This window comes from Streptomyces sp. MI02-7b (genome assembly GCF_033793585.1).
Classification (GTDB): Bacteria; Actinomycetota; Actinomycetes; order Streptomycetales; family Streptomycetaceae; genus Actinacidiphila.
This window is the reverse complement of the sequence record NZ_JARAWX010000004.1, coordinates 164,120-187,387: the sequence shown is the minus strand read 5'-3', so window position 1 is coordinate 187,387 and position 23,268 is coordinate 164,120. Positions and strand designations below refer to the sequence as shown.

Genomic DNA, 23,268 nt, shown 5'->3' with positions numbered 1-23,268 from the left:
CCACCGCCCCGCAGTACCCTTCCTTGATCGTGTACGGGGGCGGGAAGGCGGGTGCAGTCGTGATGTCGGGAGGTCTGGTGCTCCCTGGTGGTGGTGATCAGGGGGACCAGGGCGGCATCGGCGAGGGGAACGGCACCGGAACCGCCTCCCTGGCACTGCCGCTGGAGATCGGAGCGGAACTGGACTGGGGCGCCGACGAGTGGGCCGAGGTGCGCACCCGCGCCCGCCGCGCCGGGCGGGCCTATGTGTGGCTCAATCTGGTCGAGCAGCGGCTCCGCGCCGTGGTGAACGCCGTCCTGCGCCCCATCTACGAGCCCGTGCACGGCGAGGAGTGGGTGGTCGCCGCGGCAGGCCCCGCCGGCCACGAATGGGTGCAGCGCGCCGCCGCCGTGCGCGAGGTCAGCCGCCGCAAGGGTTTCCTGCTCGACCCCGCGGACGACAACATCCTCAGCTTCCTGACGCTGCCGCAGCTGCGCGAGCTGGTGGTCCAGCACTGGCCGTGCTTCGAGCCCTACCTCGACGACCGCCGTGAACTCGAGCTCGCCCTGGACGAACTGGAGGTGGCCCGGCACGTCGTCTCCCGCAACCGCGCGCTGTCCCGCACCGTACTGGACCAGGCCGAGCGGGCCGCCGCCCGGCTGCTCGACATGCTCGGCTCCGGTCCCGGCTACCCGTCGGCCGACCGCCTGCCCGTCGACGCCGTCGAGGAACTGGTCGCCGACCGGTACGCCGACGTCGTCGGGGTCTACCCGGACCGGGTGCGGCTCCAGCGTCAGCTGCCGGCCGAGGACCTGTTCGGCGGCGCCCGGCGGCTGGACGCCGTCGGCATCGGGCTCAACCTGCTCGTGCAGAACTACTCCGGCAAGCGGCTGGTGCGGCTGGCGGAGTCCGGCTGCCGGATGCGGCTGCTCTTCCTGAACCCGGCCAGCAGCGCGGTCCGGCGCCGCGAGCGCGAACTCGGCCTCGGCCGCGGGGAGCTGAGCCGCGCCGTCGAGATGAACATCATGCACATGCGCCGGGTGAGGGCGCGGCTGCGCGACCCCGGCGCCTTCGAGATCCGGGTCTTCGACGAGACCCCGCGCTTCACCGCCTACCTGGTGGACGGCGACACCGCGAACGGTGTCGCCGTCGTCCAGTCCTACCTGCGCAGGGCCCGGGGCATGGAGTCCCCGGTGATCATCCTCCGCGGCGGGCCCCGCGACCTCGTGCAGACCAAGGACGGCGAGGCGGCCGAGGCGGAGCAAGGGCTCTTCGGCATCTACCGCGAGGAGTTCGAGGGCGTGTGGGTGGACTCCCGGCCGGTGTCCTGAGGCCGGCGGCCGCCCGGCGGCGGGACTGTCAGTGGCGCACGGGATGATGGCACAGCACACGGGGGAACCGCGGGAAGGACGTACGCCAATGGCCATGGGATGGCACCGGGAACTGCTGGTCGGTTTCGACCTGGAGACGACGGGCACGGATCCGCTCCGGTCGAGGATCGTCACGGCGGCCGTCACCGAGGTCAGGGACGGGGAGCCGATACGCCACCTGGGCTGGCTCGTCGACCCCGGCGTCCCCATCCCCGCCGAGGCCACCGCGGTGCACGGCATCAGCAGTGAGCACGCTGCGGAGCAGGGCCGGCCGGCGGCCGAGGCGGTGGACGAGATCGCCGACGCCCTTGTCGCCCACTGGGCGGCCGGTGTCCCTGTCGTCGTCTACAACGCGCCCTTCGACCTCAGCCTGCTCGCGGCCGAGCTGCGCAGGCATCAGCTGCCGTCCCTGGAGGACCGGCTGGGCGGCGAGGTCGGGCCCGTCGTGGATCCGCTCGTCATGGACCGCACGCTCGACCGCTACCGCAAGGGCAAGCGGAACCTGGAGGCCGCCTGCCGCGAGTACGGCGTCACCCTGGACGACGCGCACGAGGCGAGCGCGGACGCGCTGGCCGCCGTCCGGGTCGCCTGCGCCATCGCCGAGCGCTACCCGCGGGCCGCGGGCGGCCTGCGCGAACTGCACCGTTCCCAGATCGGCTGGTACGCCGACTGGGCCGAGGGCTACCAGCGCTGGCTGGTGCGCCAGGGCGGTGCCCCCGAGGTCGAGATCGACACGCGCTGGCCGTTGCGCGAGCCGGCCTGACGGGCCGTCGCACGGCGGGGCCGGGCCCAGTCGTCGCTTTGGCTCCCCGGCTGCCGCGGGCAGGCGCTATTGGTCTGCGGTGCATCCCAGCGGGCGGAGGGTCGTCAGCCGTTCTTGCAGCGGGGCTGCTGGGACGATTCGGCCATTTCCCCGGGCCGAAGGCCGGGGGGAACGCCGCGGGGCATGGGGGATGTGACAACCAGGCCTAGAACGCGTGCCAGCGCACTGTCGGGTCGTCGTCGCGCAGGGATGCCACACGGCGCCGGAACTCGGCGAGAGCCGCCGGGTTGCCGGGCGCGTGCTGGGCGACCCAGGCGCAGCTGGCGGTCTCACGGGCGCCGCGCAGGACGGCACAGCCCTCCCAGTCGCGGACGTCCCAGCCGTAGGCGGCGGTGAAGGCGTCGTAGGCCGCCGGGTCGAGGCCGTAGCGGTCCCGGCTGAGCGCCATGACGACGAGGTCGTGCTCGCGCAGATCGCTGGAGACGGTCTCCAGGTCGACCAGCACGGGCCCCTGCGGGCCGATGTGGACGTTGCGCGGCAGCGCGTCGCCGTGGATCGGCCCCGGCGCGATGTGCGGCGTCAGGGCGGCGGCCGCGGCGGCGAACCCGTCACGCCGCTCACGCAGATACGCGGCGTCGGCCGGGTCGACCGCCGTGCCCGCGAGCCGCAGCCAGCGCTCCACCCCGTCCAGCAGATCGCGGCGGGGCAGGGCGAAGTCCGGCTCCGGCAGGGCGTGCACGAGCCGCAGCAGCGCGGCCAGGTCGGCGGGCTCCGCGGGGCGCACGGTGTCCGGCAGGCGCTCCCAGTACGTCACCGGGTGGCCGTCCACGAGCCGGGCCTCCGGCTCCGCCGCCCGCACCGCGGGCACGCCGTGCGCGGCGAGCCAGGTCGCCGTGCGCAGCTCGCGGGCCGCCCGCTCCAGCAGCTCGGGACCGCGGCCGACCTTCGCGACGGCCGTGCCGTCGGCGAGTTCGAAGACCGCGTTCTCGCCGAGGGCGATCAGCTTCGCCTGGTGGTGCCCGTCCGCCGCGAGCACGGCCCGCGCGAGCTCTTCGGTGAACGCCATACGGCAATGATCGCAGATCAGTACGCTGGGCCGGTGGACGAGGCCGCGGTGATGACGTTCTGTGAGGCGCTGCCGGAGCTGCGGCGCACGGCCCGCGCCGACCCGGACGAGGCGGCCGAGGTCGAGGCGGTCGCCGAGGCCGTCCGTGCGGGCCGCGGCGACCTGATCGTGGTGGGCGACCTGGCCACGCGGCTCGGCGTCCGGCTGGACGGCCGGCGCGGCGACGCCGGGACGTACGCCACCGTGCCCGGCCTGACAGGTGGCGGCGGCGGCATCCTCCGCTACCGCTGCCCGCGCGGGATGTGCGCGCGGAGCGAGGACCCCACGGCGTCCGTCTCCGCGCCGCGCTGCGCGGTCTGGGGCGCCGAGCTGCGACGCGTGCGGTACTAGAGGTGGCCGGCCTGCTGGACGCGATAGGCGGCAAGCTCGCCGAGCGCTGGGTCGCCCTGCTCGCGCTGCCCGGCACCCTCTTCCTCGGCACCGCGTGGGCCGCCCATGTGCTCGGCGCACGACGGCCGTTCGACGCCGCACGGCTGCTGCGGGAGGCCGAACGCCCAATGCGCTGGACCGACGCCCACGGGGCCGCCGGACTGGTCCTCGTACTGGTCGCCCTGCTGCTCCTCGCCGTCGTCCCCGGGCTCGTCGTGCAGCTGCTCGCGCGCGGTGTCCAGCTCCTGTGGCTCGGGCCGTGGCCGGCCGGCGCCGGTGAACGGCTCGTCCGCAGGCGGCGTGAGCGGCGCTCCCGGGCCGACCAGCGGGTGGCGGAGCACATCCGGCGCCACGAGACCGACGGCGACCCCGCCGAACTCGCCGCCGCCCACGCGGCGGAGGCGCGCCGGGACCGCATCTCCCCGGTGCCGCCCGCCCGTCCCACCCGCATGGGGGACCGCGTCCACGCGCTGGAGCACCGCGTCGGGGAGTACTACGCCGTGCCCTTCACGGCGCTCTGGCCGAGGCTGTGGCTGGCCGCGTCCGAGGCGGACCGCGCGGAGATCCGCGCCGCCGCCGCCTCCTTCGACGCGGCGGCCCGGCTGTCCGCCTGGGGCCTGCTCTACGTCCTGCTCGCGGCGGGCACCCTGTGGTGGCCCGCCCTGATCGCCGGCGCCGCCGTCATGGCGGCGGCGTGGTGGACCGGGCGCGAACGCCTCTTCGTCCTCGCCGACCTGGCCGACGCCCTCGTCGACCTCCGCATGCGGTCCCTGGCCCGCGCGGCGGGCCTGCCCGTGCCCCCGGGGCCGGTGGCGCCGGCCACCTGGCTGGAACTCGACCTGCTGCTGCGCCGCCAGCGGTGACGGCGCGTCGGCCGCGGAGCCGCCCGGGCCTCAGCGGCCGATGTGGACGAAGGCGGCCCAGGCCTCGGGGGAACGCGCGTAGCGGGTGCGCAGGGCGCGGGTGATGTGGTTGAGGGCGCGGCCGGCGTCCAGGGAGGCGACGGCGCCGGGGGCGGGTGCCCGCAGTGCGGCGTAGAGGCGGCCGGCGAGAACGGCGGAGGCGGTGTCGCCGGCCTCCCAGAGGGCGCCGACGACCTGCGGATATCCCGCGACCTGGAAGGCGGAGGCGAGATGGACCGCTTCGTCGGGCAGCAGGCCGGTGTGGGCGGTGTGGCAGGCCAGGAGCACCGCGAGTTCGGCGTAGCGCAGCTCCTGCCGGGAGACCTCGCCGACGCTGAGTGTCCCGCCGTGCAGCGCGAGATGGCTTTCGGAAGGGTCGGCCGTGTCGCTGACGCCGTGGCAGGCGAAGTGCACCCAGCGCGCGGTGCGCAGGGCCTCCCGCACCCGCCCGGGCGTCGCGGCCTCGCCCTCCAGGGCCCGTACGCCGCCCAGGGCGTCGGATATCGCGGCGATCTCGCGGGCGGAGGCACCGGCGGAACCGCCGTGCCCGGTCGGCCTGCCAACCGCGAGCAGCCGGCCCCCGGTGCGGCCGGAGGGGGCCCGGCGGGCGTGCCGCAGGGCACGCAGGGTGGGGGTGTAGGAGGAGGCGATGTGGTCCAGGACGGTGCGGCGCTCCGCGAGCTGGTGCTTGCGCTGCAACCCCGCCGCGTGCAGCGGCAGGTACGCGAGCGGCCCGGAGGCGGACCACCACAGGCGCGGCGCGTCCGCCGCGGGCGCGTCCGGCGGCAGCGGCCGCGTGAGGCCGAGCGCGCGCAGCACCGGTTCCGCGGTGGTGTGCCACAGCCAGGCGAGGGTGTCCAGCACGGTCTCGCGGGCGCGTTCGTGCTCCTCGCGCGGTGCGTCCCGGCGCAGGTTCACGGCCGCCAGGAACGCTCGGGCGCGCAAGGCGAGCTGACCTTCTGTCACCTCCAGCAGGGGGACGGCGGTGATCCGTTCCTCGGTGACGACGAGCGCGTCGCAGCGCAACCGGTCGACATTGACCACGACGACCGGGCCCTCGGCGGCGACGGCCCGCATCTCCTCCTCGGTCGGCGGCAGCAGGAAGCGCTCGAAGCCCGGGCGGGCGCGGACCCGCATCAGCAACCCCTCCCACTCGGCCGCCGCGACGTGGCGTTCCAGGTGACGCCCGGTCCCCGCGTCCGCCGCGCCCGCCTCGTCCGGCGTCTCGGCCCGCCGCAGGCGCGCCGCGAGCGTCCGGAACTCCGCGGCCAGCGCCGGGTGCGCGGCGGCCAGGCCGCCGAGGTCGGCGCGGCCCTCCAGGTCCTGGTTCATCAGGACCGCGCGGCCCTGTTCCAGCAGGGCGAGCCCCTGCGCGGGGCGTCCGGCGGCGATCGCCGCCGCGCATCCCGTGCGGCTGAGGCTGGTGCCGGTCAGCGGATCCGGGCGTCCTGCGGCGTCCGGGTCGCCGGCACCGTCCGTTCCGGGCTGGGCGATCGGGTAGCGGCGTCCCAGCAGGGCGTGGTCGAGCAGGGTCCGGCGGTCGTCCCGGCCCACGGCACGTGAGGCGATCAGAGGCAGGATCTCCAGGGCGCGTTCGGCCGCGTCGGCCGCCTCGCCCCAGGCATGGCGTTCCAGGGCGTCGCCCATCGCGTTCCGGGCGGACTCGAAGCGCACCGCCGGTACGTCACTGCCGAACTCGCCTGCGAGGACGGCCTCCGCCGCGCGGATCTCGTCGGGGTCGCCGCGCACGACCGCTTCGGTGAAGTCCGCCCAGTGGCCGTACGAGGTGGCCACGCCGCCCAGCAGGTCCGCCAGGACCGGGGTCTGCAGGACGCGCCGGGCGGCCCGCCTGCTCAGCCGGCGGGCCTCGGCGGCCTGGGCGGCGTTCTGGGTCAGGCCCGCGAGGTTGGTGAGGCCGTTGGCGTACTCGACCTCGCCGGCGATGCGCCTCGGGTTGTCCTCGGGCAGCCGGTCGAGGGCGGCGCGCAGGTCCTCGCAGCAGACCCGCAGGGCGTCGACGTCCATGGCGACCATGGCCCGCATGTGATGCCACGGCGCGGCCAGGAGAACGAGGTCGGTGCGGGCGGGGGACCCGTCGGGCAGTTCGGCGAGTATGCGGTCGCCGATGGCGGTGGCCTCCTCGACGGCGGCGGCGTCCTGGTCCTTCATGTAACGCATACCGACGGCGGACATCAGCGCGCCCGCCACCTCGACGCGTTCGCGACTGCCGGGCGCGGTCTCGTCCAGGGCCGCCCGCAACCTCCGTTCGGCGTCGGCGACGAAGGCCGGGTCGAAGCCCGCTCCGGCGCCGGGGCCCTTCGCCAGCGCCTCCAGCAGGGGCGCGAGTTCGGGCGGTACGGGGATCGTGAACTGCGGGGCTGCGGCCGGTCGGGGCTCCGGCGGGTCCGGCGGCATGGAGCCGCCGGACGGCGGTGCGTCGACCGGCGCGCCGGGCGACGGAAACACCGTCCGGAGCTGCAGTGGCGGCAGCGCGGGCGCGACGCGCATCGCCATCGGCAGGAACTTCGCCGCCATCGAGCCCATCGGGCGCGGGAACCGTGAGATGGCGGACCGCAGTTGGCCCACCCGGGCCGCCTTGTCCTCGATGTGCGGCAGCAGCGGGTGGTCCGGCGGCAGCCGCCGCAGGACCTCCCCGAGCATCCGCGCGGCCTCGTCGGCGTCGGCCACATCCCAGGCCATCAGGGCGCGGGCGGTCAGCAGCGAGGCCACGTTGATCTCGTACGCGGCATCGTCGTCCGGCAGGCCCTCGGCGCGGTAGGCCTCCAGGTGCTCCATCGCCTCGTCGACGGTCTCGCGCCTCGGTGCCCACGGCAGGGTGCACATCAGGGCGGCCGCCAGTGCCAGGTGCACGGTGCGGACCTTGTGCCGGTCGCGGACCCCGCCCGAGGCCGTCTGCTCCCGCGTCGCGGCCAGGGCCAGCCGGCCGCCCCGCACGGCGACGTCCACGGCGTCCCGGTCCTGGGGACGGGCGCGCATCCAGGTGACGCCCGCGAGCACCGCGACGCGGCCCGCGTCGGGGGCGTCGACGTGCCGCGGGGACAGTCCCTCGAACGCGGCGCGGGCCCGCGGCCAGAGCCCGGGCAACTCGTCGATGGCCCCGTACTCGTACCGGATCAGCGCCTCGTGCGCGAGCCTGGCCAGCAGTCCCGGGCGGCAGAGGTCGTCCGGCGGCAGGGTGGCGAGCAGCGCGTCCACCCGCGCCTCGATCGGGTCGGCCGGGGCGAACGGCTCCTGCGCGGGCCCGCCCGGCCAGCGGGCGGCGACGGACACCAGGTCGTCGGGGGAGCGGTGCTGGGTCTGCGCGGCCAGGTGGTGGCGCACCTCCGCGGACACCCGGACGTCGCCGTACGACGTCAAGGTGCGCTCGGCCAGTTGCAGATGGAGCACGAGCCGGGCGCGCAGCGGGTGGTCCCGGGGTGCGGTGTCCAGCGCCAGCACGATCAGCGCGAGCGCGGCGGCGGCCGCGGGCTTGCGCTCGCCGCCCCAGGCGGCGCGCAGCAACTCGATGGCCGTGCGCAGCAGGCTCCCGGGGGTCGTACCGGCACCGGCGACGATCCGGTCGGTCCGCGGCGGCGCGGACACCCCGAAGCGCGCCAGCATCCGGTCCACCGCCGCGCGTGCGTCGCTCATGCACCGTCCCCCGGTCCGTGCGAGTGCCGCGTGCGCCGCATGTGCTGGGGCAGCACGCGGCCCTGGGGACGATACCGCGCCCCCGTGCTCCCCGTGACCGCCCGGTCACCCCCGGCTGCGGTGCCCGTACCTTGGACCGCCGACGGCTCCCTGGAGGACTCGCGTGCCGGCGCACACGGGCTGCGGGAGTGCGGCGTTGGGGTGCTGCCCGGGGTGTGGGCGACGGTTCCCCGGACGACGGTGACGGGGCCGCGCCGCCGGATGCTGTGGCACGCCGCTGTGTGTGCGGCGGCTGTGCATCGGCCGCCGCCGTGGGCTCCGCGACGCTGCCGCTCGGTTTTGGCGCGTGCGGCGCGCGGGCGCCATCTGCCCGGTTCGCGCTCTGCCGTGGATGGGGCGACGGCCTCTTGGGCAGGCCACTGAGGGGCGGGCCGGTCACGCCCGGTGCTGCCGCACGCCGCTGGGTGCGCACGCGTGCCGCGGGCCCTCGATGGATTCCCGGACGACCGTCGTCCGGGCCGCGCCGCGTTGCCGGCCAGCGTCTCCGTGGGGCGATTGGTGTCGGTGGGCGCGAGGTGGGGGGCGCGGAGGTCTTGGTGCTGCGGCACATTGCTGTGTGTGCGGCGGCTGTGCATCGGCCGCCGCCGTGGGCTCCGCGACGCTGCCGCTCGGTTTTGGCGCGTGCGGCGCGCCCGGGCGCCATCTGCCCGGTTCGCGCTCTGCCGCGGGTCGTCGACGGCCTCTTGGCCGGCTACCGAGGGGCGGGCGGGTGCCGCCCGGTGCTGCCGCATGCCGCTGGGCGCGGACGCGTGCCGCGTCGCGTAGCCGGCCAGTGCCACGGTGAGGCGATTGTGTCGGCGGGCGCGGAGGTCTCGGTGCTGTCGCACGCCGCCGGGTGTGCGGCGCCGGTGCGCCGTTGGACGGTTCGCGCGTGTGCCGCTGGTTGTCGATGGCCTCTGGCCGGGCCGCCGGAAAGCGGCGCGTCCGGGTGCCTGGTGGGGGCCCGCCGGGTGCGTCGCGGACGTTCGGGTGGCCCGGTCACGCCCGGGTACGGGCGACCGCTTCGCGGACGACCGCGACCGGGCCGCCCCGTGCGTAGGCCTCGCGCTGCCGGTGGGCGCCGGTGCCCTGGGACGTGAGGCGGTCGACGCCGGCGCGGACCGCGTACAGGTCACCGGAGTCCTTCAGCGCGCCCTCGACGTGGGAGACCAGCGCCTCGACCACGTCGTGCGCCCCCGCCGGGCGGTGCGTGTCCGGGTGCAGGAGGGCGCCGTCGAGCCCGGAGCGGCTGGCCCGCCAGGACGCCAGCCGGAGCACGTCGAGGCCCGGGCCGGGGGCCGGGCGGCCGTCCGCCCAGTCGCGGGCCGCGGTCTCCACCAGGCCCCGCACCAGTGCGGCCAGCACCACGGAGTCCTGGTAGTCCGCGCACACGTCGCAGATCCGCACCTCCACCGTCGGGAACTTCGCCGACAGCCGGACGTCGAAGTAGACCATGCCCTGGTCCTGCAGGATGCCCGTGCCCAGCAGCCGCGAGACCGCCCGGTGGTAGTCCGCGGCGGACCCGAAGCCCGCGGTCGGCCCGGCGGTCGGCCAGCGGCCGAAGACCTGGTAGCGGTAACTGGCGTAGCCGGTGTCGGTGCCCTGCCACAGCGGGGAGTTCGAGCTGAGGGCCAGCAGGGGCGGCAGCCAGGGCCGGATGCGGTCGATGACCGCGACGCCCTCCTCGTCGGAGGCGACGCCCACATGGACGTGGCAGCCGCAGGTCAGCGTCTCCTGCACGGTGAGGCCGAAGTTCTGCACCATCCTGCGGTAGCGGCCCTGCGGCGTCAGGCTCGGGGAGACGGGCGTCGGCGAGGTGCCGAGGGCAGCGATGTCCACGCCCTGGGAGGCGGCGAGCCGCGCCGCCCGGCGGCGCCAGGTGCGCAGTTCCCCGCGCAGCTGGTCGAGCGTGACGCACGGTGACGTGTTGAGTTCGAGCTGCTCCTGCTGGAGCTCCGCCACCAGTTCCCGGGCCCACTGGCTGCCGTCCAGCACGGCGTCTGCGACGGCCCGCGGCTCTGCGGTCCGCGCGTCCACCAAAAGGAGTTCTTCCTCGACCCCGACGGTGCGTGCCACGACTGTTCGATACCCGCTGAGGGCGGCGGTACCCGTGGCGGCCGGTTCAGATCCCGGTTCCGCCGTCCGTCAGGTGCTCCATGGCGCGCCGGCACAGGTCCGCGGAGGCGTCCCCGTCGGTGGAGGTCACGCTGCAGAACAGCCGGCCGCCGAAGCCGATGACGATGACCAGCGGGGCGCCGGACAGGCTGGTGTGCGCCGCGCCGTGCACCGCGTACAGCCGCAGCGGCCCGTACTCCTCCGGGATGGGCATCCGGGCGTTGCTGACGGAGACGTCGAAGCGGGGCCCGCGCTCCTCGCCGCGGCGCAGCAGCGCGCCGATCGCGCGGTGCGGGACGGCGGAGGTCAGCCGGAAGACGCGGACCAGGGGCCGCAGCGCGTCCGGGGTCAGCCGGGCGTGGATGTCGGTCCGTGCGTCCCTGGCCGCCGTCCACAGGTCGTCCCCGCCGTCCGCGGAGATCACGAAGCTGGCCGCGTACAGGCCGACCGCCTCGCCCGGCGGCGGATCCAGGACCCGGCGCAGGTCCGCCGCCACCGCGATGCGCGCGGCGCGCCCCGGCGTCGCCGCCCGGGCGAAGGCCGCGCACAGCGCGGACTGCAAGGTCGTCCCCTCGGCCCGGCACCGCTTGAGCAGCAGCGCGGTCTCCTCCCGGTCCAGCGTCCACGGGTGGAACGCCAGCGGCCCGCCGCGCGGACGCGGCACCTTCACCGGGCCGCCCAGCGCACGGGCGGTCCTCAGCAGGTCGGCGGGGTTGGCCCGCGGGCCGGGGACGAGGCGGTCGGCGGGCGGGGCCAGTACGGGGCCGGTGCCGGCGACCGGGGCGGCGGCCAGGTGCGTCAGGAGGTCCCGTACCACCACGCCCGCCGACACCGCGTCCGCGACGAGGTGGTGGAAGACGGCGACGAGGTCGAAGGCCTCGCCCGCGTCCACCAGCACGAAGCGCGCCAGTGGGCCCGTGGCCGTGTCGAACGGACGCTGGAGCTCCTCCTCCACGACGCGGGGCCAGACGTCCTGCCCGGCGGCTCCCCCGGCGTCCGTGGCCCGCACCACGCGCACCGGCGGGTCCTCGGCGCCCGCCGTCGTCAGCCGTGCCTGCCACCACCCGGGGTCCGCCACCCGCACCCCGAGCAGCGGATGCCGCTCCCGCGCGAAGGCGACGGCCTCCCGCACCTGCCCGGCGGTCGTCCGGCCCGTCACCCGGGCCACGGCGGCGATGTTGACGGGGAGGCGTTCGCCCGCCGCCCAGATCACGCGTTCGTACGGCGACAGTCGACGGCGCATGACGGTCTCACCTTCCTCGGGGTGTGCATGCCGGGTCCGGTCAGCCCGTGAGGGAGGCGCGCAGGCCCTCGGCGAGCGGGGTGGCGGGACCGAAGGGCAGGGTGTCGCTGGGGGCGCAGGTCCAGGCGGGATGGCGGGCCTCGGCCACCTTGTCGGGGTTGAGCATGGAGGAGCGGCCGGCCAGGCGCGCGGCCGCCGCGGCCAGCGGGGCGGGGATGTGGACGACGCGGGGGGCGCGGCGGCGCAGGACGGCGGCGACGGCGGCGCCGATGTCGTCCCAGCGGTGCTCGGTGCCGTCGCAGACGTGGTGTGTGCCGGGGGCTGTCGCCGGGTCGGCCGCGGCGATGAGCGCGCGGCACAGGTCGTCGACATGGATGAGGCAGTAGTGCCGCGGCCCCGGCCGTCCGACGGCCGGGAGCAGTCCGGTGCGCACCGCGCCCACCAGCCGGGGCAGGAACTCCCGGTCGCCCGGGCCGTAGACGATGGGCGGCCGGACGGTGACGGCGGGCACCTGCCCGGCCGACTCGCGGAGCGCCAGTTCGCCGCCGAGCTTGCTGCGCCCGTACAGGGAGACGGGCACGGGTGGTTCCTCCGCGCGGCGCCTGCGTCCCGGACCCGAGGCGGCCAGGGAGGAGCAGTAGACCAGCCGCGGCGGCACGGGGAGTCCGGCGACGGCGTCGCGCAGCCGCCGCGTGCCGTCGGTGTTGACGGCGGTGTACGCGCGCGGGTCGGCCGACTTGGTGATCCCCGCGAGGTGGATGACCCGGTCGACGTCGCGCAGCGCGTCGTCGAGTCCCTCGCCGGTGCGCAGGTCGCCGGGGGCGAGCCGGGCCCCGGGCACCCGGCGGCCGTCGCGCACCAGGGCGGTGATCTGGTCGCCGCGTTCGGCGAGATGGCGGACGAGGTGACCGCCGACGAAACCGGTCGCGCCGGTGACCAGGTACCTCATCGGGGGCCGCCGTCGCGCACGTACAGCCGGTGGGTGCGGAAGTGGACGCCGCCCATGGCCTGGGCGTGCCGGTTGGAGCCGCGGTTGTCCTCCAGGATCCAGGACAGGTCGGTCTCGGTGTAGCCGAGCCGGTGCGCGGCGCGCTGCGCGTCCGCGAGCAGCACCGCGACCAGTCCGCGGCTGCGGTGCTCCTTGCGCACGCCCGAAGTGCCGCCCCGCACCCGGGTGATGCGGCCCATGCCGCGGGTGACGCGCAGCAGCCCCACCGGCAGCCCCCAGGTGGTGAGCCGGCCGCGTGCGGGGCGCAGCGCCTGGTTGACGTCGGGCAGCCACAGGGTGAAGGCGGCGGGCTCGCCGTCGACCTCGGCGATCCGCACCAGTTCGGGCTTGAGCACGGCCTTCAGCTGGGCCGCCATGTGCCGGAACTCCTGGTCCGTCAAAGGGACGGAGGCGTAGTTCTCGGCCCAGGCGTCGTTGTAGATGTCCTTGATGGCGGCCATCTCGTCGTCCCAGCGGGCCGGGTCCAGCGGCCGCACCGTGACCGACGGGTCGGACAGGGTGCGCTCGGCGACCCTGCGGATGCCGGCCGGCGGCTCGCCGTCGGGCGGCATCGGCACCAGCCAGGACAGCAGGTCCTTGGCCTTGCCGAAGCCGCACTCGGTCAGCAGCCGCGGGTAGTACGGCGGGTTGTACGGGATGCCCACGCTGGGCGGTCCGTCGAAGCCGTCCACGAGCAGCCCGCACTCGTCGTTGACGGAGAAGCTGAGCGGGCCGAGCATCCGGGTCAGCCCCCGCTCGGCCAGCCAGCCGGCAGCGGCGTCGAACAGCGCCGCGGCGGCCTCGGTGTCGTCCGCGCACTCGAAGAGGCCGAAGTGGCCGCAGGTGAAGTCGTGCCGTTCCTGGTAGCGCGGTTCGGAGATGACCGCGATCCTGCCGACGACGGCCTTGCCGCGCCGGGCCAGCAGCAGCCGGATCTCGGCGGTGTCGAAGGTGGGGTTGCGGCGCGGGTCGAGGAAGGCGCGCATCTCCCGCTCCAGGGGCGCGACCCAGTGCGGGTCGTCGCGGTAGAGCGCGTACGGCAGGCGGATGAAGGCGTTGGTGTCGGCCCGGCCCTCGACGGGGGAGACCGTGACGCGAGCGCCGGGGGCGGTGCGCGTGGCGGCGGCGGAGCCGGCGGCGCTCATCGGGTGGCCGCCTGGCGGGGGAGCGCGGGCAGCAGGCCGACGCGGCGGCCGGCCGCCTCGAAGGCGCCGAGGATGCGGCCGAGGTGACCGTCGGAGTGCGTGGCCTGCACGGTCACCCTGATGACGCAGCGCCCCTCGGGCACGGCGGGCGCGCCGACGGCGTTGGTGAACACGCCCTCGTCGAGCAGGGCCTGCCACATCCGGGCGCAGTCGGCGGCGTCGCCGATCAGGACGGGCACGACGGGGGTGACGGAGTTCCCGGTGTCGTAGCCGAGGTCGCGGAGTCCCGCGCGGAGCCGGTCGGCGAGCGACAGGACGCGCATGCGCCGCCACGGTTCGGTCTCGGCGATGTCGAGCGCGGCCAGTCCGGCCGCCAGCGCGGCCGGCGGCATGGAGGCGGAGAAGAGCACGGAACGGGCGGTGTAGCGCAGGTAGTCGATGACCCGGGCGGGTCCGGCGAGGAAGCCGCCGGTGGAGCCGAAGCACTTGGACAGCGTTCCGGTGAACAGGTCCACCCGGTCCAGCAGCCCGAAGTGCTCGGCCACCCCGCGGCCGCCCGCGCCGAGCAGCCCGATGTCGTGCGCGCCGTCGACGATCAGGCGCGCGCCGTGCCGGGTGGCGAGCGCGGTGAGGTCGGGCAGCCGGCACAGGTCGCCGTCCATGGAGAACATGCCGTCCGTGACGATGACCTTGCCGGCGGCCGGGTCGGCGGCCGTCGCCTGCTCCAGCAGGGTGTCCAGGTGGCCGGTGTCGGAGTGCGGGTACAGGGCGCGGCGGGCGGCGCCCAGCCGGATGCCGTCGACGAGCGAGGCGTGGTTGGCCATGTCGCTGAAGACGATGTCGCCCTTGCCCAGGAGGGCGGCGATGGCGAGGTTGGCCTGGAAGCCGGTGGTGACCACGGCGGCCGCCTCGGTGCCGAGGAAGTCGGCGACGCGGCGCTCGAGTTCGCCGTGCAGCGGCAGGGTGCCGTTGAGGGTGCGGGCCCCGGAGCAGGAGGCGCCGTAGCGGGTCAGCGCCCGTGCGGCGGCCGCGGTGACCCGCGGGTCGGTGGACAGGCCCAGGTAGTCGTTGCAGCCGGCCATCACCACCGGGCGGCCCTCGACCAGGGCCTCGCCGTCGGCCGAGGCGTGCATCGGCCGGTAGAAGGGCCGGATGCCGGTCGTCTCCATGGCCCGGACGAACGTCGACGAGGACAGGTCCTTGTCGAACACGTCGGTGGCGTCCTGGATGTCGGTCACTGGCTCGGACTCCCTTGACTGAGGGGCGAGTGGATGGGAAGACGGGCGATGTCGGCCATGCTGGGGCCGGCATGGCGCTCCGGCGGCGCCGCGGTGCGCGCCCCGGGCAGCGCGCGGGCGAAGCCCCGCGCGAAGGCCACCGCCTGAGTACGGGCCAGGTGGGACCCGAGGCAGTAGTGCAGGCCGGTGCCGAAGGCGAGCAGCCGCTGCGGGGGCCGGTCGGGGTCGAAGGCGTGCGGGTCGGGGAAGAGGAGCGGATCGCGGTGGGCGGCGCCGATGAGGGCGTGGACGACCTGTCCGGCCGGCAGGATGCGGCCCGCGAGCTCGGTGCCGGCCGCGGCGACCCGGGTCACGACGCGTCCGGGCGGGTCCCAGCGCAGTACCTCGTCGGTGAGCCGCTCGGCGAATCCGGGGTCCTGACGGATCCTTTCGGCAAGCAGCGGCCGGGTGGTCAGCGCCAGGGCCACGGCGGCCAGCAGGGCCGCCGTGGTCGGCACCCCCGCGGAGAACAGCGTGAGCAGCAGATAGCGGGCCCCGTGCGGGTCCTCGGCCGCCCACCGCGACAGCAGGTCGCCGGCGGGGCGCCGGAGGCGTTCGGCCAGCACCCGGTCGTAGCGGTCCAGCAGCGCCACGGCGGCGGCGTCCGCGCGCCGCACCACGCTGGGTGGCGCGGCCAGTTCCTCCACGCGCACCATCGCGGCGCTCTCGGCCGCCAGCCAGGCCCGGTCGACCTCGGGCGGCAGCCCGGTCAGCCCCGCCAGCACGGCGGTGGGCAGCGGACGGCACACCTCGGCGACCACGTCGGCGCTGCCGCCGCGCCGCACGGCGGCGGCGAACCGGTCGACGTACGCGGCGACGAGCGGCTCCACGAGGTTCTCCGCCGCCTCGCGCATCGCGCGCGGGGCCAGCGCGGAGTTCAACGGGCGGCGGCGCGCGGTGTGTTCGGGCGGGTCCTGCTGCAGCGGGGTCTCGCACAGCCCCACCGTGCTCGGGCTGCTCCGCCATCCCGGGCGGTGGGCGTCACGCCAGCGGGCGCCGAGAGTGCGCCAGACCCGGTCGGCGAGCACCTGTCGGCAGTCCTCGTGGCCGGTGACCAGAAGAGCGCCCCAGGGGGTCGGCACGAGCGGACCGGCCTTGGCCAACGCGTCGTAGACGCGGGCGAGTTCGTCCGGTTCCACCGCCTTGCGCCACCGCCGTACGAGGCCCGCCGCGGAGCGCGCGTCGAGGGCGGGGGAGAGCGGGGGCGAGGTCAGATGGATCACGAGGGGATACGGACTCCGGCATCGGGGGCGGGCGCGCCGGGCAGGGCACTCCGGAAGGCGGGGCGATTGGCACGTGCCCAGCAGAGTGCTCCGGCGAATGCGTCCGGAGCCAGCCTGGACGGCACATTTCACCCACTCGTGAACGTAATTGGCGCTTGCGCAGGTCGGTCCGCTACGGTCGCCCGTTCACCTTCCTCGGTCTCTGCGGTACTTCCACGCCCTCCACGTCCGTAGCACACTCACTGTTCACATTTTCATCACTTGTGAACGGCTCTCACGACACGCGCCCCCCATTGAATCTGCCGGGAACTACGCCCGTAAATGGCGTAATCGAGGGAGGGGCGCAGCAATGTCCACCGCATCGGCGGGAGTGGAGCCGGTCAGACCGGAGCCGGAGAGCGCACCACCGCGCCCGAAGGACTCGGCCCGCGGGACCGGCGACCGCGTCTTCCGCTGGCAGCTGACGGCAGCCGGCACGACCGTCCTCGCGATCATGGCCGCGGTCGGCGTCTTCCTGCTCCTGCGGGCCGGGTCGGCGCTCAAGGCCACCGGCCTGTCGTTCCTCACCACGTCGGCCTGGCAGCCCGACGTCCACAACTTCGGCATCGCGGCGGTCCTCACCGGAACGCTGCTGATCGCCGCCGTGGCCGTGGTCTTCTCGCTTCCGCTGGCCCTCGGCACCGCGCTGTTCATCTCCGACGTGGCACCGCGCCGGCTGCGCCGCACGCTGATCGCGATGGTCGACCTGATGGCCGCCGTCCCGTCCGTGGTCTACGGCCTGTGGGGCCTGTTCTTCCTGCAGGGCCACGTCATCGGCGTGTCCCGCTGGTTGTCCGACTGGTTCGGCTGGATCCCCTTCCTGCACGTGGACGGCACGCAGCCGGGCGAGCCGCTGGCCTCCAGCAGCGTCTACACCGCCTCGTCCTTCGTCGCCGGGCTCGTGGTCGCGCTGATGGTGGCGCCGATCCAGTGCTCCGTGATGCGCGAGGTCTTCGCCCAGGCCCCCGCGGGTGAACGCGAAGGCGCGTACGCACTCGGCGCCACGCGCTGGGGCGTGATCCGTACCGTCGTGCTGCCGTACGGGCGCGGCGGCATCATCGGCGGCACCATGCTCGGCCTCGGCCGGGCGCTCGGCGAGACCATCGCCGTCTACCTGATCATCTCGCCGGTCTTCACCATTCAGCCACACATCCTCCAGACCGGTGCCAACTCGGTCTCGTCGCTGATCGCGCTCCACTACGGAGACGCCTCCGACTTCGGCATGTCGGCGCTGATGGCGGCCGGCCTCGCGCTGTTCCTGCTCACGCTGGTGGTCAACTTCACCGCCTCCTCCGTTGTGGCCCGTTCCCGTTCCGGCTCGCAGAGCGAGGCATGACATGACCGTCGTCGAAGAGACCCCCGCGGCCGCCGTGCAGGACGCCGCGGCCACGACGCCCACAGCGCCCACGACCGCCGCGGCCGCCGGCGCCCCGGCCGCGCCCGGCGCAGCCGAACCCCCCGACCGGCCGCGCCGGATCGGCGGCGCGGACCGCAACGCGGTGCTGGCCCTCACCGGTGCCGCCGCGTCCGGCCTGTGCCTGGCGGTGCTGCTGTTCGGCGAACTCGCGCCGCTGTCCGGCGCGCTGGGCTTCACCGTGACCGCGTACCTGGCCTTCCTGGCCTCCTACGCCATCCTGACCGGCCTGGAGGACGACGGTCCCGCCGTCCGCGACCGGGTGATGACGGTCGTGCTGTGGTCGGCCGCCACCGTACTGTTCTCCGCGCTCGTCCTCGTCGTCGGCTTCACGCTGTGGCGCGGCCGCTCGGCCCTGCCGCACGGCAACTTCTTCACCCAGGACATGCAGGCCGCCGGGCCCCTGGACCCGCTGAGCGCGGGCGGCATCGCGCACGCCATGCTCGGCACCCTCATCATGATCGCCATCGCGCTGGCCGTCACCGTGCCGCTCGGCCTGGCCTGCGCGGTCTACCTCAACCAGGTCCCCGGCCGTTTCTCCCGTTTCGTGCGCACCATCGTCGAGGCCATGACGGCGCTCCCGTCGATCGTGGCCGGCCTGATGGTCTACGCGACCTGGATCCTGGGCCTCGGCATGCAGAAGTCGGGCCTGGCGGCGGCCTTCGCCATCAGCGTGATGATGCTGCCGATCGTGATCCGCGCCTCCGACGTGGTGCTGCGGCTGGTCCCCGGCACGCTGACCGAGGCCTCCGAGGCGCTGGGCGCGCCGCGCTGGCGGACCGTGTGGCACGTCGTGCTGCCCACCGCGCGCTCGGGCCTGGCCACCGCGGTCATCCTCGGCACCGCCCGCGGCGTCGGCGAGACCTCTCCGGTGCTGCTCACCGCGGGCTTCACCGCGGCGCTCAACGCGGACCCGCTGCAGGGCCCGATGATCTCCCTGCCGCTGGCCGTCTTCAACTTCGTCAAGTCCCCGGAACCCACCATGATCGCCCGAGGCTTCGGCGCGGCTGCCGTGCTGATGGCCCTGGTCCTGGTGCTCTTCGCGATCGCCCGTGTGCTCGGCGGCCGCGGACCGGGTCAGCAGACCAAGCGCCAGGCGCGCCGCGCGGAGCGGGCCTCCCGCGGCGACGCCGAGCGCTTCGCCCAGCCTCACCCCGTCGCCCTTCTGCTCGAAGCCGCCGCCACCGTTTCTGGAGACAACGACTGATGCGCAATCCCCTCACCGGACGGCACACGGCCGTCCGGGCCAGACGGCGCGCTCTGAGCGCGCTCGCCGCGCTGTTCGGCGTGCTGGCCGCCGTGGTCGTGCCGGCCGCGCAGCCCGCAGTCGCCGACGCCGGCTACACCCCGATCTCCGGTGCCGGCTCCACCTGGGCCGAGAACGCGGTCGACGAGTGGCGCCGCGGCGTCAACCAGTACGGCATGCGGGTCAGTTACTCCGGCACGGGCAGCTCCGACGGCCGGCGTCAGTTCCTGAACGGCCAGGTGGACTTCGCGGTCTCCGACATCCCGTTCCAGACCAAGCCCACCGACGGCTCCGCCGCCGAGAACCCGGCCAAGGGCACGTACGCGTACATGCCGATCGTGGCCGGCGGCACCGTGTTCATGTACCACCTCACGATCAACGGCAAGCGGGTCACCAACCTGCGGCTCTCCGGCGACGTGGTCACCAAGATCTTCACCCGCGCCATCAGCTACTGGGACGACAAGGCGATCGCCGCGGACAACCCCGGCGTCAAGCTGCCGCACCGCTCGATCATCCCCGTCGTGCGCTCCGACGGCTCCGGTTCCACCGCGCAGTTCACGATGTGGATGGCCAACCAGCACCAGTCGCTCTGGCAGGCCTACTGCGGCAAGGTCGGACGCTCCGGCGCGTGCGGCCAGACCTCGTACTTCCCGACCCTCCCCGGCATGATCGCCCAGTCCGGTGACCTCGGGGTGGCGGGCTACGTCGCCCAGGGCTACGGCGAGGGCGCGATCGGCTACGTCAACTACTCGTACGCCCGCAACGCGCACTTCCCGGTCGCCAAGGTCCTCAACCACGCGGGCTACTACACCGAGCCCACGGCGCAGAACGTCGCGGTGTCGCTGCTGAAGGCGCGGATCAACACCGACAAGAGCTCGGCGGACTACCTCACCCAGCAGCTCGAGGGTGTCTACAACGACACCGACCGGCGCAACTACCCGCTGTCCAGCTACTCGTACATGATCCTTCCGCTGAAGGAGCAGGGCACCTTCACCAAGGCCAAGGGCAAGACGCTGGGCGCCTTCTCGTACTACTTCATGTGCCAGGGCCAGCAGCAGGCGCCCCAGCTCGGCTACTCGCCGCTGCCGATCAACCTGGTGCAGGCCGGCTTCGACCAGATCCGCCGCATCCCCGGCGTCAAGACGCAGTCCATCAACATCAAGAACTGCAACAACCCGACCTTCAGCGCGGACGGCCACAACCGCCTCGCCGAGACCGCGCCGTTCCCGAAGGCCTGTGACAAGAAGGGCGCACCGCCCTGCACCACCGGCAGCGGTGGCGCCACGGGCAGCTCCAGCACCTCCGGCGGCTCGGGGTCGTCCGGCGGCGCCACCACCGGCGGCACCACGGGTGGCGCCACCGGCGGTACGGGCACCGACGGCTCCACGGGCGGCACCGGCGCGTCCGGCGGTACCGGCGGCACCCCCTCGGTCGACCCCGACACCGGCCAGAACGTCGCCGCGGACAACGGTGGCGCGGGCGGCACCGGCACCTCCGGCGGCGCCACCGGCACGGTCGCGCTGGCGCAGCCGGTCACCGTCGCGGCCCAGAGCGGCTGGGGCGGCGCGCAGACGCTGATGCTGCTGGCCGTGGTCACCCTGCTCGGCCTGGTGCTGCTCCCCGCCGCCGTCTCCCAGCTGCTGCGAAGGAGATCCCGATGAAGCGCCCGATCACCCGGGGGAGCCGCGTGCGGCGGCTCCTCGCGCGCCTCGCCGCCGGCGCCGCCGTCGGCGCCCTGCTGGGCGGCCTGGTCGCGCAGGCCGCGCAGCCCGCCGTCGCCGCGGACCCCGGGAACTCCTCCGTCAGCGTCCAGGGACGTGGCGAGTTCAAGGACATGACGTTCACGGTCAGTCAGACCAAGCACCTCACCAGTCAGGCCGTCACGGTCTCCTGGAAGGGCGGTACGCCGACCGCCTTCGCCGGCACGCAGTTCAACACCGATTTCGTGCAGATCATGCAGTGCTGGGGCGACGACGACGGCACCGTCCCCGGCAACCCCGGCCCGTCGCGCACCCAGTGCCAGTACGGCGCCTCGCCGACCACCGGCCGCGGCTCCTGGCCGGGCAACGACATCGACGACAGCCGCAAGGTCTTCTACAGCGCCGACCCCACCAACTACGGGCAGGACAGTCAGTACGGGGCGGCCAATCCCAACGCCCCGGGTGAGGTGCCCTTCAAGTCGGTCGACGGCACGCTGATCACCAGCAACCTGCAGAACAACCGGCTGTACAACTACAACACCACCAACGAGATCGACTTCGCCCGCACCAGCGCCGACGGCACGGGCAAGGAGTTCTTCGAGGTCCAGACCGCCTACGAGGCCCCGCACCTGGGCTGCGGCATGCCGGTGACGAGAGACGGGCACACCGCCCCGCGCTCCTGCTGGCTGGTCATCGTCCCGCAGGGCCACCTCGACCTGGACGGCAAGCCCTACGCCGACCACACCCAGGTCAACGCCGGCTCGCCGGTCTCCTCCACCAACTGGAAGAACCGCATCGCTGTCAAGCTGGACTTCAACAAGGTCGGCGCGACCTGCGCGCTGGGCTCCAAGGAGCGCCCGACCAGCGGCAGCGAACTCGCCGCGGACGCCATCACCAGCTGGCAGACCGCGCTCTGCGCGAGTGGTTCGGTCTACGGCTACACCGAGCTCGGTGAGCCCGACGCCCGCGCCCGCCTGGAGAACGACGGCGACAGCGGCCTGGTCTTCACCACCCGGCCACTGAACGCAACCGACGACGCCTCCTACGCGCCGGTCGCGCTGTCCGGAGTGGTCATCGGCTTCACCATCGAACGCCGCGCCAGGGCCGGCGCTCCGGACTCGGTGCGCAAACTGACCGGCACGAAGGTGGAGTCCCTCGACCTCACCCCGCGCCTGGTGGCCAAGCTGCTCACTGAGTCGTACCGCAACTCCACGTGGGGCTCGGTCACGGGCCCGGCGTCCTCCCCGACCCCGGCCAAGGGCTACGGGTGGGCCCTGAAGAACCCGGACGGTCTGGTGAGCGACCCCGATTTCCTCACGTACAACCCGGAGTTCGCACAGCTGTCGGTCGCCGAGACCCCGGCCACCGACACCGACCTGATCACCGCCATCGGCCACTCCGACTCCGCCCGCGCGGTGTGGAGGTGGATCAACGCCGACAGGGACGCCCGGCGTTTCCTCGCCGGCATCCCCGACGAGTGGGGCATGACGGTCAACCCGAACTACAGCACCAACGCCGACGTGAACGCCGCGGGGGTCTTCGACCCGAACCGCGACGACTACCCGAAGAGCGACCCCTGGTGCACGGTCCCGCCGGGCGCCGACACCGACCAGAAGCAATGCATGATCGACTTCCACCCCTACGTGGACGACATGCACGCCGGTGCCCTGCACACCCGTCGCGCCGACACCCTGTGGAAGTCCACCTGGGACGCGCTCGCAAGCCCGCCAGCCTTCAAGAGCCCCGGCCCGCAGACCGTCGGCTCACGCTTCGTGCTGACCATCACCGACGCCGCCTCGGCGGACCGGTACGGTCTGCAGACGGCACGGCTGCTGAACGCCGCCGGCGCGTTCGCCGCTCCGACCGGCAACGCCCTCGCCGCGGCCGCCACGAGTTCTTCCGACGCCTCGGTTCCCGAGATCGACCCGGCCACGGCCACGGCCAAGGACGCCTACCCGCTGGCCCAGCTGGTCCACGCCGCCGTGCGTCCCGCCGCGCTGGACGCCGGTGCCCGCAAGGACTACGCCAACCTGCTCCGGTTCGCCGCCGGCGCGGGCCAGAACACCGGCACCGGTCCCGGCGAACTCCCGCCCGGCTACGCCCCGCTGCCCGCCGGCCTACGCGCGCGGGCCGACAAGGTCGCTGACGCGCTCGCCGCCTTCAAGCCCGCCCACTCGGCGGCCGGCGACGACGCCTCGGGTGACGACATCGACGGCGGCGGGGGCGGCGCGGTGGACGATACCGGGCCCTCGTACGGCGGCACCCCCGGCGATCCGACCGCATCGGCCTCCGTGAGCACCACGCCGAGCGCCAAGCCGTCCTTCGACGGCGGCGACGCGGTCCAGGTCACCGCCAATGGCACCACCCCCGCCGACCCGGCCAACACCTTGCGCTGGGCCGTCCCGGCCGGAGCGGCGCTCGGCGCCGTCGCCGCCGTGGGCGCGCCCTTCGCGGGTGGGGCCAAGCCCCGGCTTCCGCTGCGCGTCCCGCTTCCCGGCGGCCGCGGGCTCACGCTGCTGCCGGAGGAGGCGGTCCTGCGGGACAAATTCGGGCGGCTGCGCCGCCGCGTGGGTCTGTGATCCGCGCGGGCGGCTGAGCCGCTCCCACGAACGGCCGTCCGCCCCGAAAGGCAGTCGGGGCGGACGGTTGGCACCACCCTGCCAGATTCCTGGCAACGAC

General features: G+C 74.7%; 16 protein-coding genes. 8 read left to right on the top strand and 8 right to left on the bottom strand.

All coding sequences use genetic code 11. The features are described from left to right. The first annotated feature begins 62 nt into the window (after nucleotides 1-62). Together PV364_RS07820 and PV364_RS07815 are read left to right on the top strand one after the other, a co-directional pair. On the top strand, nucleotides 63-1,310 hold the full coding sequence (locus PV364_RS07820; RefSeq protein ID WP_319658989.1) for an SAV2148 family HEPN domain-containing protein: 1,248 nt from the start codon (nucleotides 63-65) through the stop codon (nucleotides 1,308-1,310). 94 nt (nucleotides 1,311-1,404) lie between these two features. Then, nucleotides 1,405-2,112, top strand: coding sequence for a 3'-5' exonuclease (locus PV364_RS07815; RefSeq protein ID WP_319659244.1), 708 nt, complete (start codon nucleotides 1,405-1,407; stop codon nucleotides 2,110-2,112). 205 nt (nucleotides 2,113-2,317) lie between these two features. Here the strand turns inward: PV364_RS07815 and PV364_RS07810 are convergent, their stop codons facing one another. After that, nucleotides 2,318-3,178, bottom strand: coding sequence for an aminoglycoside phosphotransferase family protein (locus tag PV364_RS07810; RefSeq protein WP_319658988.1), 861 nt, complete (start codon nucleotides 3,176-3,178; stop codon nucleotides 2,318-2,320). Nucleotides 3,179-3,211: 33 nt separating this feature from the next. Between PV364_RS07810 and PV364_RS07805 the strand changes: the two genes are divergently transcribed. Next, nucleotides 3,212-3,568 (top strand): hypothetical protein, encoded by a 357-nt coding sequence (locus PV364_RS07805; protein WP_319658987.1) that lies wholly within the window; start codon nucleotides 3,212-3,214, stop codon nucleotides 3,566-3,568. A gap of 2 nt (nucleotides 3,569-3,570) precedes the next feature. Continuing rightward, on the top strand, nucleotides 3,571-4,470 hold the full coding sequence (locus PV364_RS07800; RefSeq protein WP_319658986.1) for a hypothetical protein: 900 nt from the start codon (nucleotides 3,571-3,573) through the stop codon (nucleotides 4,468-4,470). A gap of 30 nt (nucleotides 4,471-4,500) precedes the next feature. On the opposite strand, the gene PV364_RS07795 is transcribed toward PV364_RS07800, so the two are convergent. From PV364_RS07795 to PV364_RS07765, 7 genes are all read right to left on the bottom strand, one after another. Next, nucleotides 4,501-8,160: a CHAT domain-containing protein gene (locus tag PV364_RS07795; protein ID WP_319658985.1), complete on the bottom strand. Its 3,660-nt coding sequence runs from the start codon at nucleotides 8,158-8,160 to the stop codon at nucleotides 4,501-4,503. A 1,038-nt stretch (nucleotides 8,161-9,198) separates the two neighbouring features. After that, nucleotides 9,199-10,275 carry a glutamate--cysteine ligase gene (locus tag PV364_RS07790; protein ID WP_319658984.1) on the bottom strand — a complete coding sequence of 359 codons (1,077 nt, stop codon included), beginning with the start codon at nucleotides 10,273-10,275 and terminating at the stop codon, nucleotides 9,199-9,201. A 46-nt stretch (nucleotides 10,276-10,321) separates the two neighbouring features. Then, nucleotides 10,322-11,557, bottom strand: coding sequence for a condensation domain-containing protein (locus PV364_RS07785; RefSeq protein WP_319658983.1), 1,236 nt, complete (start codon nucleotides 11,555-11,557; stop codon nucleotides 10,322-10,324). A 40-nt stretch (nucleotides 11,558-11,597) separates the two neighbouring features. Beyond that, nucleotides 11,598-12,506 (bottom strand): NAD(P)-dependent oxidoreductase, encoded by a 909-nt coding sequence (locus PV364_RS07780; RefSeq protein ID WP_319658982.1) that lies wholly within the window; start codon nucleotides 12,504-12,506, stop codon nucleotides 11,598-11,600. Beyond that, nucleotides 12,503-13,690, bottom strand: coding sequence for a hypothetical protein (locus tag PV364_RS07775; protein WP_319658981.1), 1,188 nt, complete (start codon nucleotides 13,688-13,690; stop codon nucleotides 12,503-12,505). The genes PV364_RS07780 and PV364_RS07775 overlap by 4 nt, the downstream gene beginning before the upstream one ends. Next, on the bottom strand, nucleotides 13,687-14,928 hold the full coding sequence (locus tag PV364_RS07770; RefSeq protein ID WP_319658980.1) for an aminotransferase class I/II-fold pyridoxal phosphate-dependent enzyme: 1,242 nt from the start codon (nucleotides 14,926-14,928) through the stop codon (nucleotides 13,687-13,689). The genes PV364_RS07775 and PV364_RS07770 overlap by 4 nt, the downstream gene beginning before the upstream one ends. Further along, nucleotides 14,925-16,190 carry a cytochrome P450 gene (locus PV364_RS07765; RefSeq protein ID WP_319658979.1) on the bottom strand — a complete coding sequence of 422 codons (1,266 nt, stop codon included), beginning with the start codon at nucleotides 16,188-16,190 and terminating at the stop codon, nucleotides 14,925-14,927. The genes PV364_RS07770 and PV364_RS07765 overlap by 4 nt, the downstream gene beginning before the upstream one ends. A gap of 349 nt (nucleotides 16,191-16,539) precedes the next feature. Here PV364_RS07765 and pstC point away from each other — a divergent pair, with 349 nt between their 5' ends. From pstC to PV364_RS07745, 4 genes are read left to right on the top strand one after another with little or no spacing between them, the layout of a single operon-like run. After that, nucleotides 16,540-17,565 carry a phosphate ABC transporter permease subunit PstC gene (gene pstC, locus PV364_RS07760; protein WP_319658978.1) on the top strand — a complete coding sequence of 342 codons (1,026 nt, stop codon included), beginning with the start codon at nucleotides 16,540-16,542 and terminating at the stop codon, nucleotides 17,563-17,565. Between the two features lies 1 nt (nucleotide 17,566). After that, nucleotides 17,567-18,850, top strand: a complete 1,284-nt coding sequence (pstA, locus tag PV364_RS07755; RefSeq protein WP_319658977.1) for a phosphate ABC transporter permease PstA — start codon at nucleotides 17,567-17,569, stop codon at nucleotides 18,848-18,850. Continuing rightward, nucleotides 18,850-20,550, top strand: a complete 1,701-nt coding sequence (locus PV364_RS07750; RefSeq protein WP_319658976.1) for a phosphate ABC transporter substrate-binding protein PstS — start codon at nucleotides 18,850-18,852, stop codon at nucleotides 20,548-20,550. Before pstA ends, PV364_RS07750 begins: the two co-directional genes overlap by 1 nt. Further along, nucleotides 20,547-23,168 carry a hypothetical protein gene (locus tag PV364_RS07745; RefSeq protein ID WP_319658975.1) on the top strand — a complete coding sequence of 874 codons (2,622 nt, stop codon included), beginning with the start codon at nucleotides 20,547-20,549 and terminating at the stop codon, nucleotides 23,166-23,168. Before PV364_RS07750 ends, PV364_RS07745 begins: the two co-directional genes overlap by 4 nt. Nucleotides 23,169-23,268 lie beyond the last annotated feature (100 nt).

What these genes read in the sequence shown, in the direction of transcription:
- PV364_RS07820 (WP_319658989.1), top strand. Translation starts at nt 63, where the DNA reads ATGTCGGGAGGTCTGGTGCTCCCTGGTGGTGGTGATCAGGGGGACCAG.
- PV364_RS07815 (WP_319659244.1), top strand. Translation starts at nt 1,405, where the DNA reads ATGGGATGGCACCGGGAACTGCTGGTCGGTTTCGACCTGGAGACGACG.
- PV364_RS07810 (WP_319658988.1), bottom strand. Translation starts at nt 3,178, where the DNA reads ATGGCGTTCACCGAAGAGCTCGCGCGGGCCGTGCTCGCGGCGGACGGG.
- PV364_RS07795 (WP_319658985.1), bottom strand. Translation starts at nt 8,160, where the DNA reads ATGAGCGACGCACGCGCGGCGGTGGACCGGATGCTGGCGCGCTTCGGG.
- PV364_RS07785 (WP_319658983.1), bottom strand. Translation starts at nt 11,557, where the DNA reads ATGCGCCGTCGACTGTCGCCGTACGAACGCGTGATCTGGGCGGCGGGC.
- PV364_RS07780 (WP_319658982.1), bottom strand. Translation starts at nt 12,506, where the DNA reads ATGAGGTACCTGGTCACCGGCGCGACCGGTTTCGTCGGCGGTCACCTC.
- PV364_RS07775 (WP_319658981.1), bottom strand. Translation starts at nt 13,690, where the DNA reads ATGAGCGCCGCCGGCTCCGCCGCCGCCACGCGCACCGCCCCCGGCGCT.
- pstC (WP_319658978.1), top strand. Translation starts at nt 16,540, where the DNA reads ATGTCCACCGCATCGGCGGGAGTGGAGCCGGTCAGACCGGAGCCGGAG.
- pstA (WP_319658977.1), top strand. Translation starts at nt 17,567, where the DNA reads ATGACCGTCGTCGAAGAGACCCCCGCGGCCGCCGTGCAGGACGCCGCG.
- PV364_RS07750 (WP_319658976.1), top strand. Translation starts at nt 18,850, where the DNA reads ATGCGCAATCCCCTCACCGGACGGCACACGGCCGTCCGGGCCAGACGG.
- PV364_RS07745 (WP_319658975.1), top strand. Translation starts at nt 20,547, where the DNA reads ATGAAGCGCCCGATCACCCGGGGGAGCCGCGTGCGGCGGCTCCTCGCG.